The sequence below is a fragment of the Streptomyces sp. NPDC026394 genome (assembly GCF_055567735.1).
In genome coordinates this window covers 91,486-105,473 of the sequence record NZ_JBVHPX010000025.1, presented here as the reverse complement: position 1 = coordinate 105,473, position 13,988 = coordinate 91,486, and the positions used below count along the sequence as shown (strand labels likewise).

Here is a 13,988-nt window from a genome sequence, read left to right as displayed (position 1 = left end):
GGTCACACCTACAACGAAACGATCGCTTTCCCACAAGCCCCAGCGGAGGTCCAAGCAGCGGCGGCTTGACGCTTATCCGCGTGGGATGTCTTGTCCACGGGAATCTGTTCCACCGTGCGGACATCGAGCCCCGTCCTGTCGAAGACCGTCACGTCGGAATGGGGGCGTTGCGGTCATCGATCACCACGCATTGCTCGCAGTCGACGGCGAACGGCTCACGCCGGACGCTCCGCAACTGGAGATACCGTTGGTTTCGCAGACGGTTGTGCCACCCCACGGCCATTTCCCGGACCGCGATGTTCCCAGCCAGCAGTTCCCCTTCGACCGGCAACTCCAGATCCTTCACCTGGTCGTCCGTCCAGCCATCCGGCAGCCGGTGCATCCAGGTCTCCGGGATGGCCCGCGCTCCCCGCTCCTGCTCGGCTTCTGCGGCCATTGCTGCTCCCAAGTACCGGAGCGTGCACGTGCGCGTGCACCTAACTCCGCGTCCCACCACCGACCGTGGCGCCACCCGCCCGAGTGACGCCGGACGGCGCGACCTTCATGGCTCTCAGTGGTGGAACGCGGTGCCCCTCCCCGCCCGGCCCCCCAAAGGCCCGCTCTGTGCCCGTAGTTCCGGAAGCAGCCGCTCCAGATCGGCCACGAACAGATCGCTCAGGTCATGCGAGAACCCGTTGCGGCAGACGATCCGCAGGACGGAGAGGTCGTCCCGGTCGGGCGGGAAGGTGTACGCGGGGACGAGCCAGCCGCGCTCGCGCATCCGGCGGGACACGTCGAAGACGTCGAAGTTCCGCACGCCGTCGGCCGTGGTGAAGGCGAAGACCGGCAGTTCGTCGCCGCGGGTCAGCAGGCGGAAGTCGCCGAGCGCGCCGATCCGGTCGGCGAGCGAGCGGGCCACGTCGCGGGTGGTCTGCTGTACGGCGCGGTAGCCCTCCCGGCCCAGCCGCAGGAACGTGTAGTACTGGGCGACGACCTGGGCGCCGGGGCGGGAGAAGTTGAGGGCGAAGGTGGGCATGTCGCCGCCCAGGTAGTCGACGTGGAAGACCAGTTCCTCCGGCAGGGCCTGCCGGTCGCGCCACAGGGCCCAGCCGACGCCGGGGTAGACGAGCCCGTACTTGTGGCCGGAGGTGTTGACGGAGACCACGCGCGGCAGCCGGAAGTCCCACACCAGGCCGGGGTCCAGGAACGGCGCGATCATCCCGCCGGAGGCCGCGTCCACGTGGACGGGGATGTCCACACCGGTGCGTTCCTGGAGGTCGTCCAGCGCCGCGCAGATCTCCGCCACCGGCTCGTACGAACCGTCGAAGGTCGAGCCGAGGACGGCCACGACGCCGATGGTGTTCTCGTCGCAGAGCGCGGCGGCGGTCTCGCCGTCCAGATGGAAGCGGTCGCCGCGCATGGGTACCTGCCGTGCCTCGACCTCCCAGAACGTGCAGAACTTCTCCCAGCAGACCTGCACGTTCGCGCCCATGACCAGGTTGGGCCGGGCGTGGGCCGGATACCGGTCGGCGTTCGCCCGGCTCCAGCGGCGTTTGAGGGCCATCCCGGCGAGCATGCACGCCTCGCTGGAGCCGGTGGTGGAGCAGCCGACGGCGGCGGACGGGTCGGGGGCGTGCCACAGGTCGGCGAGGATGGCCACGCACCGCTGCTCCAGGTCGGCGGTGCGCGGGTACTCGTCCTTGTCGATCATGTTCTTGTCGCGGCACTCCGCCATCAGTACGTCGGCCTGCGGCTCCATCCAGGTGGTGACGAAGGTGGCCAGATTCAGCCGGGAATTGCCGTCCAGCATCAGTTCGTCGTGCACGAGCTGGTAGGCCGCGCGCGGGGCGGTGGGGCCGTCCGGCAGTGTGTGCCGGGGCGGCGCCGTGGCCATCCCCGCGACCGGGTCGGCCTCGCCGTAGAAGGGGTTGACCGACAGGTGCTGCCTGCCGTCCTCGGCGTCTGATCCCTCGTGGAGTGGCATGGTGCGCGCGTACCCTCAGCCGTTCGCGGAAAGCCCTGCCTTCGGGACGCGGGTGAACTTCACGACAGGCCGCGCCCAGGGGTGATGATACGGGGATGGGGACATATGCGGCATTCGGCGCGCCTGTGATGCGCCGGCCTGGGGTGTGTACCGAAAGGTGTTCTCCGGGTGGGGTGGGGGCACCGCTTGGACTCTTGCCGGGGGGCGGGCGCGGCCGGCAGCGGTGGTGATCCTCAACTGGACGTCGCCTCCGCGGCGCTGGACGATTGCCGCGCCCTTGCTTTTCTCGGTTCATTGCATGCGGGCACGGAACCGGGCGCCGAGTGTCACCAGGAATTCTTGCCGAGGGGCGTGCGGGGACACGGTGCCCACATGAATTACTCTTTACCGGGGACGACTGTGAAGCTATCACCTCGCAGTGCAGCCTGGTCAACAAGGTCCGCTGGATAACAAGTTGGACACGAGGTGGGTTCTTTTTCGCAACCCACCAACCCGTCGCTCTCGATTTGGACCTGACTAAGTATCCCCTGGCTTCTGCTGTTGTGCGCTCTGGTCATGCCGGTCCGGCGTCGGGCCTCAATCTTTCGGAGAATCGCGGTCGTATGCTCGTCGCGCCGAAGATCGGCACGGAATGACCAGCGATAAGGATTTGTACGGTGCGAGAAAGAGGCAAGCGGTGGCGCGGTATACGCGCTGTGTGCGCGGGCGTGCTGCCGCTGACATTCGTCGCGGGGATAGTGGGGGCCGCTCCGGCGAACGCGGCGGGTGATGTGGAGTACTGGGAGGGCGACGAGGCCGTCAACGCCCTTCCGGACACCGACCGGGGCCGCGTCGTCAAGTTCTGGACGGAGGGCAGCGCGGGCGTCAAGGCGGCTGCGGAGGCCGCCTTGCTGGGGTCCGATGACGACGTCAAGCGGTTCCTGGACAACGAGCAGGCGCTCATCGAGGCCAAGGACGACCGTATCGGGGCGATGCAGGTCGTGTCCGCCAGCGGCCCGAATGTGCGCGAGGCGGCCACGAAGGCCCTGTCCGCGAACTCCCCCGATCTGGTGCGGAACTTCCTCAAGGACGGCTGGCAGGAGCCGCTGGTGGCGGACCAGCGCCTCCTGGCTCTCCAGGCCATCAGTAACGGCGGGCAGAACGTCCAGGAGGCCGGGAAGGCCGCCCTGAACGGCTCGCCGGACGACGTACGCGAGTTCCTGAGCAAGACCCAGCTCTCCGCCCGGGCGGCTGACAACCGGATCCGGGTGCTTCAGATCCTCAGCACGGCGGGTCCGGCGGTCAAGGAAGCGGCGAAGGTCGCCCTGGAGGGGTCCGCCGCTGACATCCAGGAGTTCCTGGACGTGGGCCTGGAGGTGGCCCGTGCCCGGGACCAGGAGCGGGCCACCGTCGAGCAGCTGGCACAGCAGGCCACGGAAGCCGGGGTCCGCGCGAAGCGGGAGACGGACGCGGCCAAGGCGGCGTCGGACCGCGCCGTAGCCGCCTCGGAGCTGGCCAAGGAGGCCGCCCAGGAGGCCAAGCGGGAGACCGAGGCGGCTCGCAAGGACTCCGTGAAGGCGGCCGGCGCGGCCAGCCGAGCCGCCCAGGCGGCCAAGGGCGCGGCGCGGGCCGCGCAGCAGGCGATCACCGCGGCGCGGGCGGCCAACGCCTCGGCGCGGGTCGCGGCGAGCGCCGCCTCCCGGGCCGCCGCCGCTGCCGCCGGTGCGGCAAACGCCGCGTCCCGGGCACAGAACGCCGCCGCAGCGGCGGCCTCGGACGCCGGCCAGGCCGAGGCGGCCCGTGCTGCCGCCCAGAAGGCGCGGGACGCCGCGAAGGGCGCTGAGAAGGCGGCCCAGGCGGCCGAGCACGCGGGTGTCGCGGCACATGAGGCCGGCAACGCGGCGAAGGCCGCGGTGAGCGCGGGCGCCAACGCCAACGCGGCCGCCGCCGCGGCGAGCGATGCCAGCAACCTCGCGGGCGCGGCCGGAGCGCACGCGGCCGAGGCGAAGGCCGCGGCTGCCCAGGCCCGCCGCCATGCCGCCGAAGCGACCCGCGCGGCCAATGCCGCTCAGACGCTGGCGAACCGGGCGGCGGCCGAGGCGTTCGCGTCACGCGACGCGGCCAGGGCGGCGGCGAAGCACGCCAACAAGGCCGCGGACGCGGCGGAGGACGCGGCCAAGCACGCGGGCGAGGCGAACAAGCAGGCCGACAAGGCCGCCGCGCACGCCACGGCCGCCAAGGAAGCCGCCACCGAGGCCAGCAACGCCGTCAAGCAGGCGCAGAAGGTCCACAAGCTGGCCCAGGAGACCGAGGAGGAAGACCTCAAGGCCCGTACGGCTGCGGCGATCGAGAAGGCCAAGGACCTCAAGGAAGCGGACGACGAGCGCAAGGCCGAGCAGGAGGGCCAGGCGCAGAAGATCAAGGAACTCGACGACGAGGCGCAGCGCATCGGCTCCGAAGCGGCCCAGCCCGGCGCCGACCCGAAGCGGGTCGCCGAGGACGGCCGCCGGCTTGCGCTGCTCGCGGCGAAGACCCGCGGCCCGTGGAGCCAGACCGCTGCCCGGGTGGCCCTGGCCGGCTCGGACGGCGACGTGCGCGAGTACGTCGAACACGGCTGGCAGGAGGCCGCGGAGCAGGACGAGCGGGCCCGGGTCGAGCACCTGGCGGACGAGTCCGAGATGGAGTCGGTCCGCGCCGCGGCCGCCAAGGCGCTGGAAGGCGACGCCGAGACGATCCGTGAGTTCCTGCGCACCGGTCAGCACAAGGCCGCGAACGGTGACTACCGCATCAAGGCGCTGCAGATCAACAGCAAGGGGGGAACGCAGGTCCAGGAGGCGGCCAAGGCCGCGCTGAACGACGGTTCGCCCGAGAAACTGCGCGACTTCATCACCACCGGGCAGTACACGGCCCGGACGGCCGATGAGCGTGTGCGCGCGCTCCAACTGCTCAGCGTCGACGGCCAGCAGACCACGGAGACCAAGGCCGCGGCCAAGATCGCCTTGGCGGGACCGCCGCAGTTGCTGCACGCCTTCATAGAGGTCGGCCAGTACAAGGCAGCGCGCCAGGACCAGCTCGCCGCCACCCACAGCGCCGACATCCAGCGTCTGATCGCGGAGGCGTCCGGAGTCGCGGCGTCCGCCCAGCAGAACGCCCTGAAGGCGGCCGAGTCCGCCCAGCGTGCCAAGAACGCCGCCGCCCAGGCGGACGAGTACAAGCGACAGGCCCAGGAGTCGGCCGAGCAGGCGAAGAAGTACGCCGCCAGCGCCCGCAAGTCCGCCGACGCGGCCGCCGCCTCCGCGGCCGAGGCCGCCCGTTCGGCCAGGATCGCCCGTCAGGCCGAGGCCGACGCGCACGTTGCGGCCCGCGAAGCCACCGAGTCCGCCGCCCGCGCCGAGTCCTCGGCGCAGTGGGCACGCGCCTCCGCCTCGGATGCCTGGGCCGCCGCCAACTCGGCCCGCGCTTCGGCCGTCCAGGCGGGCAAGGACGCGGCCGAGGCCACGAAGGCCGCCAAGGAGGCCTTCGCGATCGCCGTCGCGAAGAAGCGCAAGGAAGAGGAGGCCGTCAAGCAGGAGAAGGAGGCCGAGAAGGAGCGGGCGCGGATCGACGATGCCCTCAAGAAGCAGGAGGAAGCGGAGGCCGAGAAGAAGGACTCCAGCATCTGGGACGTCGTCTCGGAAGCCGGTCATTTCGGGCTCGACATCGTCGGCCTCTTCCCCGGCGCGGGTGACCTCGCCGACCTGGGCAACTGCGCGTGGTACGGCGCCGAAGGCGACGCGGTCAACGCCGGTCTGTCCTGCGCCGCGGCCGTTCCCGGAGCGGGCTACGGTGCCACTGCCGCGAAGTACGGCAAGAAGGCCGAGAAGTTCTTCAAGGCGGCTGCCAAGGGCGGCAAGGCCGTCTCGATCGCCTGCCGGAAGAACAGCTTCACCCCGGAGACGCCGGTGGTGATGGCCGGTGGCGGCACTCGGCCGATCAAGGATGTCAGGATCGGCGACAAGGTCCTGGCCACCGATCCTGAGACGGGCCGGAACGCGGTCCGGACGGTCGACGACGTCATCGTCGGCAGCGGTCTCAAGCACCTGGTACGGCTCACCGTCGACACCGACGGCGCCACGGGCGACGCCACCGGCCAGGTCACCGCCACCGACGGCCACCCGTTCTGGCTGGCGGACCGGCAGGAGTGGGTCAAGGCCGGCGACATCACGCCGGGCGCGCTGCTCCGTACTCCGGACGGCACGACGAACAAGGTCGAGGCGGTCCGCACCTGGACGGCTGATCAGCAGGTCTTCAACCTCACCGTCGCGGGCCTCCACACGTACTATGTACGGGTCGGAGCGGCCGCGGCGCTGGTCCACAACTCGGGTCCGTGCAAGGAGATCGTGCTCGGCCAGTTCGAGCACTTCGAGCAGGCCCGCAACGAGGCGCTGAAGCTGCTCGGCCCGATCGACGCGAGTACGCGCAAGACGCTGATCGGGCGCCTGGAATCGGCACAGTCCACGTACAACAAGACCATTGGGTTCACCACCAGGGTGAACGGCGTCTACAAGCAGTTCCGGCTGGACATCGACGAGCAGAAGGGACTGCACATCAACGTCATGGTCGGTAAGGGGGCCTCGGCCCGGAAGTGGGCAGTACCGTGGAAGAGCAAGGCGACGGACTTCAAGGAGATGGAGAAGGAACTCGAAAAGTTCCTGAAGAACAACACATGACGCAGATAAACTCTTACGGCAGCCGCCGGGATTACCTCCCCGCTTTCTTGAGGAGCGGGGCCGGCGCGGCGGGTGGTCATACGGAAGCCCAGTTGCTGAGCCGGGAGGAGAGCCGCGCACTCGAAGCCGTCAGCCTGAATCGTTTTCCGCAGCTCCCGAGCGGTGAGATCGGCTGGGAGGACGCCTCCTGCTCCGAGCGCCTCTGGTACGAGGACGACGAGGAAGGGATGCGCGGCGTCACGGAGTTGCTGACCAGGAACATCCGCCAGGACGCGCACGTCGTGATCTTCTGGGGGACGCTGGTGATGCCCTCCGTGCGTCTCCCGGTGAACGACGTCGTGCGGCATGTGGCGGACATCCTGGACGAGTTTCCGCACTTCTGGGTCTACTCGTCCGAGGACCGGGTCCTCATCGAATTCCTGCCGGACGGCCGAGTGACCGTGGCGGACATTCCGGATGAGGCTCCGGCATAGTCGACGCGCTGCGGCACTGCGGAAGTGACGGTGCCCCGCCCGGCTGGTTGCCGGGCGGGGCACCGCTCTTGCCTCAGGGGCTCGGGGCGCTGCCGCCGGGCTCACCCCCCCCTGCCCCCCTGCCTGACTGCGTACGGTCCGGCCGCGCCCCTGCGGGCCCCGGTGTGCCGGGGACGTCACAGCACCCTTCCCGCCTTGGCGTCCAGTGGGTGAACGGTCAACCTCCGCAGCGCTCCAGTGTGTTGCCCGCGTATTGCGCCACCCTGTAGGGGAACTTAGTTTTGCCTGACTTATCGCGCGGGACGGGGGACACGGATCCGCCGGCCCCGCCGTGCCGTCACCCGGCCGCCGGTCCGGCGCGGGAGCGGTGCCCGACGCGACCCGAAGGAGCCGACGTGGAAGCGAACGAGGAACGGGCGACGCCGGCCCGCGAGGCCCGCGCCACCGTCTCCCGGCTGCTGTTCGGACAGCTGGCCACGTACGCCGTGGGCGCGGGCGTCCGGCTGGGCGTGCTGGACCGCATCGGTGACGGCACCCGTACGGCGGCCGACGTGGCGGCCGCGTGCGGCACCGACCCACAGGCCACCTTGCGCCTGCTGCGCGCACTGGCCGCCCTGGACCTGCTCACCGAACACGAAGCGGGCGTCTTCGAGGCCACCGCCGCCGGAGCGCTGCTGCGCAGCGACACCCCGGACTCCATGGCCGCCCTGGCCCGCATCTTCTGCGAGCCGGTCATGACCCTCGCCCGGGAGCGCGTGGAGGACAGCGTGCGCACCGGTGCGCCCGCCTTCGACTCGATCTTCGGTACGGACTTCTTCAGCCACCTCAAGGACGAACCGGAACTGTCGCAGGCGTTCAACGCCGCGATGAGCCAGCGCACCCACACCGCCGCCCAGACCGTGCCGCCCCACTACGACTTCGGCCGCTTCACCACCATCGTCGACGTGGGCGGCGGCGACGGCACCCTGCTCGCCGCGATCCTGCGGGCCCATCCCACGTCGCGCGGCATGATCTACGACAGCGCCGAGGGCCTCGCCCAGGCCCCCGCGAAACTGGCCGCCGCGGGGGTCGCCGACCGCGTCACCCTGGAGCCCGGCGACTTCTTCGCGGCGGCACCGCCCGGCGGCGACCTGTACCTGCTCAAGAGCGTCATCCACGACTGGAACGACGAGCAGTGCGTCGGCATCCTGGGCCACATCCGGCAGGTACTGCCCCCGGACGGCCGATTGCTGATCATCGAGCCGGTCCTCACCGACACGGTACGGCCCGGCGCGACCGCCCTGCCCTACATGAGCGACCTCAACATGCTGGTCACCGTCGGCGGCCGCGAACGCACCCGCGCCGACTTCGAAACCCTGTGCGCCACGGCCGGCTTCAAGATCACCGGCCTCACTCCGCTGCCGACCGCGGACGCGCTGTTCGTCATCGAGGCCGCGGGGATCTGATCCGGAAGGGAGCCGATACGGAGCCGGTACGGCACGCCAGGGGCTTCGGCTGGACGGCCGACGTGGTCGCGTACGCCCGGCGGGCGGGCGTACCGGTCGACATCATTTGGCCGGGCGGTGCGGTGCGGGATCAGCGGGGTGTGCGTCAGGGGCGATGTGCCGGCTGGCTCCCCTGGCGTTCAGGAGGAATGCGTCAGCCCGCACTCGCCAGGGACAGTTTCGCCGCGAAGCCCAGGAATGCCGCGCCCGCGCCGGCCGACAGGCCCGCGGTCAGGCGTTTGCGGCGGCGGAAGGTGGCGGCGAGGTAGGTGCCGCTGAAGATGAGGATCGAGAGGTAGGTGAGGCTGAAGAGCTGGGCCCAGGCGCCGAGGGTGAGGAAGGAGAGGACGGGGTGGGCGTAGGCGGGGTCGACGAACTGGACGAAGAAGGAGATGAAGAAAAGGATCGCCTTGGGGTTGAGGAGGCTGATGACCAGGGCCCGGCGGTAGGGGCGTTCGCGGGCTTCCCTGGTGGCGGGGGCCTCGCCGGACGTGGCCTGCTTGCGGAGGGACTTCGCCGCCTCCCGGTTGCGCCACAGGGCCCACGCGCCGCGCAGCATTCCCACCGCGAGCCAGGTGAGATAGCCCGCTCCGGCGAATTTGACGAGGGTGAAGAGGACCGGGCTGGCCTGTAGGAGCGAGGCCACGCCGCCTGCCGACAGGGTCATCAGGACGGTGTCGCCGCACAGCACCCCGGCCGCCGCGCGATAGGCGACGCGCGGGCCGCGGCGGGCGGCCACGGAGACGACGTACAGCGAGTTCGGGCCCGGCAGCAGAATGATGAGCGCGAGGCCCGCCAGGTAGGTCGGAAGGTCGGTTATCCCCAGCATGGCGGCAGGATGCCACTCGTGCCCCGTCCGCCCCACAGGTTTCCGGTATACGGACTTGCACCTCACGTGGCGTGAGGACTCATCGTGGAGCGCGTACCGAGAGGGAAGGAGGGCGGGACGGTGAGTTATTCGGTGGGGCAGGTCGCCGGGTTCGCCGGGGTGACGGTGCGGACCCTGCACCATTACGACGAGATCGGGCTGCTGGTGCCGGGGGAACGCAGTCACGCGGGGCACCGGCGCTACGGCGACGCCGATCTCGACCGGCTCCAGCAGATCATGTTCTACCGGGAGCTCGGCTTTCCGCTCGACGAGGTGGCGGCCCTCCTGGACGCCCCGGACGCCGACCCGCGGGAGCACCTGCGGCGGCAGCACGCGCTGCTGAGCGCCCGGATCGGCAAGCTCCAGGCGATGGCCGCCGCCGTCGAACACGCGATGGAGGCACGCGAAATGGGCGTCAATCTCACCCCCGAGGAGAAGTTCGAGGTGTTCGGGGACTTCGACCCGGACGCGTACGAGGACGAGGTGCGCGAGCGCTGGGGCAGCACCGACGCGTACCAGGAGTCGCAGCGGCGGACGGCGTCGTACACCAAGGAGGACTGGAAGCGGGTGACGGAGGAGTTCGACGCCGTCCACCGGAAGATGGCCGAGGTGATGGCGAGCGGGCTGCCCGCGGACTCGGCCGCGGCGATGGACGTGGCCGAGGAGCACCGCCGGTGCATCGCGGCCGGTTACTACGACTGCTCGCACGAGATGCACACCTGCCTCGGCGAGATGTACGTCGCGGACGAGCGCTTCACCGCCACCTACGAGGCCATCCGGCCGGGGCTGGCGGTGTACATGCGGGACGCGATGCTGGCCAACGCGGTCCGTAACAGCTGAGTGCGTACGGGGTAGGGGAGCGAGTCCGCACGGGGCAGAGCGTCCCCTGGCCCGTACGGGCGTGCTCCCGGCCCGTACGGGCCCGTACGGCGGGGTCGGCGACCGGGCGGGCTCAGGCGTTCTTCGGGGCGATCACGACGGCGGTGCCGTACGCGCAGACCTCCGTGCCGACGTCGGCCGCCTCCGTCACGTCGAAGCGGAACATCAGCACCGCGTTGGCGCCACGCGCCCGCGCCTGTTCCACCAGCCGTTCCATCGCCTGGTTACGGGTCTCCACGAGCGTCTTCGTCAGGCCCTTCAGCTCGCCGCCGATCATCGACTTCAGCCCGGCCCCGATCTGGCTGCCCAGGTGCCGGGAGCGCACCGTCAGGCCGAAGACCTCGCCGACGACCCGCTGCACCTCGTATCCCGGGACGTCGTTGGTCGTCACCACCAGCACGTCGGCCTGCGCGGCCTGGCCGCCGCCGAACTCCTCGATGCCCATCGTGTGTCCTGTCCCTCCGTACGGTGAGCCGCCTGTCCGGCGGGCTCCTCGCGGGGAGCGTCTCATGGGGGAGGTGCGGAACGGGGGAATCAGGAGGGAACGGGGACATCGGGGCCGTCGTGTCCGGCCATGACGGGGGGAGGGGGAAGGGGAGGACCGGTGCTTGTCGCTCGTACGGAGGTGGAGGGGAGGGCCCGTGCGGAGGCGGCGGAGTCCGCGGCGGGGCGCCCTCGTACGGCCGTGGAGGGGGCCGGCGCGGGGTGTACGGGGGCCGCGGAGAGCGGCTGGAACCATGGCTCGTCATCCGGCGTTGATAGCTTTGGGCCGCACACTGCGCCTGCATCCCGTCGTACCGCACGATCCGGCGCCCTCGACCCAGGAGCCTTCACCCCGTGAATACTCTCGCGCTCGGCCCCCAGTGGCTGGACCCGGACTATCTGATCGGCACGTTCGGGCTGATCGGCGTGCTGATCATCGTCTTCGCGGAGTCCGGTCTGCTGATCGGCTTCTTCCTGCCGGGCGACTCGCTCCTGTTCACCACCGGCCTGCTGGTGACGACCGACAAGCTGGACAAGCCGCTGTGGCTGGTGTGCCTGCTGATCGTGCTCGCGGCGGTCCTCGGTGACCAGGCCGGTTATCTCTTCGGCCGCAAGGTCGGACCCGCGCTGTTCAAGCGCCCGGACTCCAAGCTCTTCAAGCAGGAGAACGTGGAGAAGGCGCACGAGTTCTTCGAGAAGCACGGGCCGAAGTCGCTGATCCTGGCCCGTTTCGTGCCGATCGTCCGGACCTTCACGCCCATCATCGCGGGCGTGAGCAAGATGAACTACCGCTCGTTCATCACCTTCAACGTCATCGGCGGCACCCTGTGGGGCGCCGGTGTCACCCTCCTCGGCGCCTCCCTGGGCAACATCGAGTTCGTCCACAAGCACATCGAGCTGATCCTCGTCGCGATCGTGCTGATCTCGGTCGTCCCGATCGTCATCGAGTACCTGCGCGCCCGCGGCAAGAACAAGAAGGCCGCCGCCCAGGCGCCGTACGACCCGACGGGCGCCGTCCAACCGCCCCGCCAGCCGGGCAACGACGGCCGCCGCGGCCGGCACGCCAAGCGCTGAGCCGACCGGCGTACCGCCGCCGACCGCCGTCCGGTGACATCCGTACGGCGGTCGTCGCGGTCGTCGGGACAGCCTCGGAAGGGCCTCGGTACGGCGCTGCCGCCGAGTACCGCGCCGGAATTCACGGGTTTCCCCTGAGAAACAGGGGACACTCGCAGCCCGTATGAACCTCAGGAGGGGCCCCGCCACGCGCGCCCCTGCCGACCATCAGGCATCGTGTCCTTGACGGTCGGCAGGAGGCGTACGAGGAGCGAAGAGACGTGGCGTCGGACGCACAGCGGGGCCAGCGCGGAACCAACGGCACGAACGGGAAGAGCGGCGTGAACGGCGTCAGAGGCGCACAGAGCGCCAGCAACGGCACGAACGGTGGCAGTGATCAGGCCGAGGACCGCAAGCCCCAGTCGGACGAGGCGCGCAGCGCCTTCACCCCGCCGCCCGGGATGCCGTACCCGCAGGTCCCCGAGGAGGAGCACCCCACCTCCGAGTTCGCCCTCCCCGAGGGCCTGAAGACCGAGGCGCCGGCCGAGCCGGAAGGTTCCGCCTTCACCCCGCCCGCCGGTACCAACAGCACCACCGGTCAGCACCAGCTTCCCGACCGGACGCCGGCGGGCTGGCCCGCCTTCACACCGCCGCACGGCATCCCCGTCATCAGCCTGACCAAGGAGACGCCCTGGCAGGACCGGATGCGCACGATGCTGCGGATGCCGGTCGGCGAGCGGCCGGTCCCCGAGCGGGTGGAGCGCGCCGAGGAGAGCGGCCCCGCGGTGCCGCGCGTCCTCGACCTGACCCTGCGGATCGGCGAGATCCTGCTGGCCGGCGGCGAGGGCGCGGAGGACGTGGAAGCCGCGATGTTCGGCGTCGCACACGCGTACGGACTGGAGCGTGTCGAGCCCACCGTCACCTTCACGCTGCTGTCGATCTCCTACCAGCCGTCGCTGGTCGACGACCCGGTGACGGCCAGCCGCACGGTGCGGCGGCGCGGCGTGGACTACACCCGGCTCTCCGCGGTCTTCCGCCTCGTGGACGACATCACCTCCGACGGCATCACCCTGGAGGAGGCGTACCGCGGCCTGGCCGAGATCCGGCGTAACCGGCACCCCTTCCCGAGCTGGGCGCTGACCGTCGCCTCCGGGCTGCTGTCCGGCGCGGCGAGCATGCTGGTGGGCGGCGGGGTGGTCGTCTTCATCGCGGCCATGGTCGGCTCGATGCTCGGCGACCGGCTGGCCTGGCTGGCGTCCAGCCGCGGGCTGCCGGAGTTCTACCAGTTCGTGGTCGCCGCCATGCCGCCGGCCGCCATAGGGGTCGCCCTCAGCTTCTCGCACGTCGCCGTGCAGGCGTCCGCGGTGATCACCGGTGGACTGTTCGCGCTGATCCCGGGGCGGGCGCTGGTGGCCGCCGTGCAGGACGGCCTGACGGGGTACTACATCACCGCGTCGGCCCGGTTGCTGGAGGTCGGCTACCTCATCGTCGGCATCGTCATCGGTGTGCTCGCCGCGCTCTACATCGGGCTCCAGCTCAATCCGGAGTACCTCTACCCGGCCGCCGGGTTCGCGTCGTTCAACGATCCGCCGGTCCAGATCGCGGCCGCGATGATGCTGGCCCTGGCCTTCTGCGTACTGCTCCAGCAGGAACGTCACACCGTCCTGCTCGCCACGCTCAACGGCGGCGTCGCATGGGTCGTGTACGGGGCGCTCGCCAACGTCAGCGGCATGAACGCGGTACCCGCCACGGCCATCGCGGCCGGCCTCGTCGGCCTCTTCGGCCAGCTCCTCAGCCGCTACCGGTACGCGTCCGCGCTGCCGTACGTGACCGCCGCGATCGGGCCGCTGCTGCCCGGTAGCGCCACGTACTTCGGGCTGCTCAACTTCGCCCAGGGCGACATCGGCCCCGGCGTCTCGTCCCTCATCAAGGCCGCCTCCCTGGCCCTGGCCATCGCGGTCGGCGTGAACCTCGGCGGCGAGGTGGCCCGCCTCTTCATGAAGGCGCCCGGCGTCACCCAGGAGGAGCCGGGCGAACGGCGCGCCGCGAAGCGGACGCGAGGCTTCTGACGGGCCGCGGCGCCCCGGAAGCGGCGGA

Annotated in this window: 10 protein-coding genes; 6 read left to right on the top strand and 4 right to left on the bottom strand. The window is 70.6% G+C overall.

The genetic code is table 11. The annotated features are described in order from the left end of the window. Window positions 1-148: 148 nt before the first annotated feature. Window positions 149-436, bottom strand: coding sequence for a hypothetical protein (locus ACZ4QV_RS36240; protein WP_361639785.1), 288 nt, complete (start codon window positions 434-436; stop codon window positions 149-151). Window positions 437-550: 114 nt separating this feature from the next. Next, the gene (locus ACZ4QV_RS36235) at window positions 551-1,963 is read right to left on the bottom strand and encodes a glutamate decarboxylase (RefSeq protein WP_361639787.1); all 1,413 of its coding nucleotides are present in this window, start codon (window positions 1,961-1,963) and stop codon (window positions 551-553) included. Between the two features lie 707 nt (window positions 1,964-2,670). Between ACZ4QV_RS36235 and ACZ4QV_RS36230 the strand changes: the two genes are divergently transcribed. From ACZ4QV_RS36230 to ACZ4QV_RS36220, 3 genes are all read left to right on the top strand, one after another. Beyond that, window positions 2,671-6,651, top strand: a complete 3,981-nt coding sequence (locus ACZ4QV_RS36230; RefSeq protein ID WP_467764019.1) for a polymorphic toxin-type HINT domain-containing protein — start codon at window positions 2,671-2,673, stop codon at window positions 6,649-6,651. Next, the gene (locus ACZ4QV_RS36225; RefSeq protein WP_361639790.1) at window positions 6,648-7,124 is read left to right on the top strand and encodes a CDI toxin immunity protein; all 477 of its coding nucleotides are present in this window, start codon (window positions 6,648-6,650) and stop codon (window positions 7,122-7,124) included. The genes ACZ4QV_RS36230 and ACZ4QV_RS36225 overlap by 4 nt, the downstream gene beginning before the upstream one ends. Window positions 7,125-7,519: 395 nt before the next feature. Further along, window positions 7,520-8,569 (top strand): methyltransferase, encoded by a 1,050-nt coding sequence (locus ACZ4QV_RS36220; RefSeq protein WP_361639792.1) that lies wholly within the window; start codon window positions 7,520-7,522, stop codon window positions 8,567-8,569. Between the two features lie 193 nt (window positions 8,570-8,762). Here ACZ4QV_RS36220 and leuE read toward each other — a convergent pair whose 3' ends face one another. After that, window positions 8,763-9,437, bottom strand: coding sequence for a leucine efflux protein LeuE (gene leuE, locus ACZ4QV_RS36215; RefSeq protein WP_361155612.1), 675 nt, complete (start codon window positions 9,435-9,437; stop codon window positions 8,763-8,765). Between the two features lie 120 nt (window positions 9,438-9,557). Between leuE and ACZ4QV_RS36210 the strand changes: the two genes are divergently transcribed. Beyond that, window positions 9,558-10,316, top strand: a complete 759-nt coding sequence (locus ACZ4QV_RS36210) for a MerR family transcriptional regulator (RefSeq protein WP_467764018.1) — start codon at window positions 9,558-9,560, stop codon at window positions 10,314-10,316. 112 nt (window positions 10,317-10,428) lie between these two features. Here the strand turns inward: ACZ4QV_RS36210 and ACZ4QV_RS36205 are convergent, their stop codons facing one another. Next, window positions 10,429-10,800, bottom strand: coding sequence for a YbjQ family protein (locus tag ACZ4QV_RS36205; protein WP_073760643.1), 372 nt, complete (start codon window positions 10,798-10,800; stop codon window positions 10,429-10,431). Between the two features lie 392 nt (window positions 10,801-11,192). Here ACZ4QV_RS36205 and ACZ4QV_RS36200 point away from each other — a divergent pair, with 392 nt between their 5' ends. Then, window positions 11,193-11,912: a DedA family protein gene (locus ACZ4QV_RS36200; protein ID WP_361155615.1), complete on the top strand. Its 720-nt coding sequence runs from the start codon at window positions 11,193-11,195 to the stop codon at window positions 11,910-11,912. Between the two features lie 260 nt (window positions 11,913-12,172). Continuing rightward, a complete protein-coding gene (locus ACZ4QV_RS36195; RefSeq protein ID WP_361155617.1) occupies window positions 12,173-13,960 on the top strand; it encodes a threonine/serine exporter family protein in 1,788 nt (595 codons plus the stop codon). Window positions 13,961-13,988 lie beyond the last annotated feature (28 nt).

Bases quoted from the DNA above. Each gene is read 5' to 3' on its own strand.
- ACZ4QV_RS36240 (WP_361639785.1), bottom strand. From the start codon at position 436: ATGGCCGCAGAAGCCGAGCAGGAGCGGGGAGCGCGGGCCATCCCGGAG.
- ACZ4QV_RS36235 (WP_361639787.1), bottom strand. From the start codon at position 1,963: ATGCCACTCCACGAGGGATCAGACGCCGAGGACGGCAGGCAGCACCTG.
- ACZ4QV_RS36225 (WP_361639790.1), top strand. From the start codon at position 6,648: ATGACGCAGATAAACTCTTACGGCAGCCGCCGGGATTACCTCCCCGCT.
- leuE (WP_361155612.1), bottom strand. From the start codon at position 9,437: ATGCTGGGGATAACCGACCTTCCGACCTACCTGGCGGGCCTCGCGCTC.
- ACZ4QV_RS36205 (WP_073760643.1), bottom strand. From the start codon at position 10,800: ATGGGCATCGAGGAGTTCGGCGGCGGCCAGGCCGCGCAGGCCGACGTG.